Below are 1,097 nucleotides of genomic sequence, written 5' to 3'. Positions count from 1 at the left end.
ACGGTTACAGGTCGACATGGACCGGGCGTTCGAGATACTGCGCGCACACGCCCGAAACCACAACCGGCGGCTATCAGAACTCGCCCACGCAGTCGTCGACGGAACAGAGCAACTCCCACCCACCACCACACCAGAAACAGCAGAATAGAACGGACTACCTCCGGTACGACCCATTACTGGCACCAACGCGAATCGGTTCTGCCGCTCAAATATCTTGCTCACAATCTGTGTGGTGTTGTGAGGCACCGGGTTCCCTTGGCTGGCTGGCGGACGGGCAGACGGCACCGAGCCGATTCTGTTGCCGGAATGAGGCCTCACCAGCTGGCAGTCCAGTTTGTACCAGGGACCGCCGAGGTTCACGAACTGCGGGTCCCCCAACTGCCGTCACCGAGGTCGTCTGTGGGTCCGGTCGGCAGACAGGCGAAGCCGGCGTCGTCGAACAGGTTGCCGTTGGCCTCATAGAATATCCACCCGCCGCTGACGCGGCGGGCATGCGTGATCTCGTACGCGCCGATCCAGCCCGACGGCGTCGCGTCGGGGTCGGCGGCCATTTCGGCCGCGAACCGGTCGAACGCCGGCCTGCTCACGGCCCAGCGGGCATGTAGCGGCAGCTGCAGCACGACCATCAGGATCACGGTCGGCGTCAGCACCGGCTCACCTTCGGCGGCGACATCATCGAGACTGGCACCGACTCCTACCGCCCGGCCCAAACGCTCGCCCCAACCGAACAAGCCGGCAAACCCGGTACCGAAATCCACCAGCATTGATAAAGATCCGCAACCGCCATCTGGTACCCGAATCAACCAACAAGCGGTACCCATCGACGCGAGCGAAGTCACACGAACCTCTGCGCTGGGGCCGGCGTCGGCAGGGCGCGCCGTGGTCACGGCGGCGACACGCCCTGCCCTCTGCTGAGTATTGACGGTTTATTGCGACGGTTGCGGCATGGTGCATTGGACCTTCGGGTTGATGCCGATGTAGTTCAACGGCCCGGCGATGACGGTGAGAATGGTGTTTCCGGCGTCGGCACAGTTTTTCTCCGAGCCGCTGAAGTATCCGCGCTGGCCCGCCGCTACCAGGCCGATGATCAGCCAAAT

2 protein-coding genes are annotated in these 1,097 nt (G+C 63.4%); one reads left to right on the top strand and one right to left on the bottom strand.

Features of this window, described 5'->3' with window-relative positions; genetic code table 11:
• Positions 1 to 148: ANTAR domain-containing protein (locus DM816_RS46105; RefSeq protein WP_162908444.1), on the top strand; the 148-nt coding region annotated here is incomplete at its 5' end.
• A 208-nt stretch (positions 149 to 356) separates the two neighbouring features.
• Here the strand turns inward: DM816_RS46105 and DM816_RS41980 are convergent.
• A complete protein-coding gene (locus tag DM816_RS41980; protein ID WP_117215952.1) occupies positions 357 to 764 on the bottom strand; it encodes a hypothetical protein in 408 nt (135 codons plus the stop codon).
• Positions 765 to 1,097 lie beyond the last annotated feature (333 nt).

It is taken from the genome of Allorhizocola rhizosphaerae, from assembly GCF_003426775.1.
Lineage (GTDB): Bacteria > Actinomycetota > Actinomycetes > Mycobacteriales > Micromonosporaceae > Allorhizocola > Allorhizocola rhizosphaerae.
The sequence above is the reverse complement of the archived record's forward strand: the minus strand, read 5'-3'. Positions and strand labels throughout refer to the sequence as shown.

Coding starts and splice junctions, on each gene's coding strand:
- DM816_RS41980 (WP_117215952.1), bottom strand. CDS start 764: ATGCTGGTGGATTTCGGTACCGGGTTTGCCGGCTTGTTCGGTTGGGGC.